We start from the raw sequence: 259 nt of genomic DNA on the forward strand, positions 1-259 counted from the left end.
GCCGACCGTACGACGTGGCTGTCCCAGAGCTTCTCGGCGAGTGTCCGGCCCATGACGCCCTCTCTCTTGCGTTCCCAATATATGGGACCATAGTATCGCTGTATGGGACAGCCTAGCAGTGCCGGGCCGCAGAGCGGTATCGGCGTCGTCGACAAGAGCGTGGCCATTCTCGCCTCCGTCGCCGAGGCGCCCCGGGCCCTGGCCGACCTCGTCGCCGCCACGGACCTGCCCCGGGCCACGGCGCACCGGCTGGCCGTCG

The 259-nt window shown here is 69.5% G+C and carries 1 protein-coding gene; it reads left to right on the plus strand.

Annotated features, from left to right (window positions below):
* Positions 1-102: 102 nt before the first annotated feature.
* On the plus strand, positions 103-259 hold a 157-nt coding region (locus tag Q5L94_RS14285), incomplete at its 3' end, for a helix-turn-helix domain-containing protein (RefSeq protein WP_411161948.1).

It is taken from the genome of Idiomarina sp. Sol25, from assembly GCF_033052775.1.
Classification (GTDB): Bacteria; Pseudomonadota; Gammaproteobacteria; order Enterobacterales; family Alteromonadaceae; genus Idiomarina.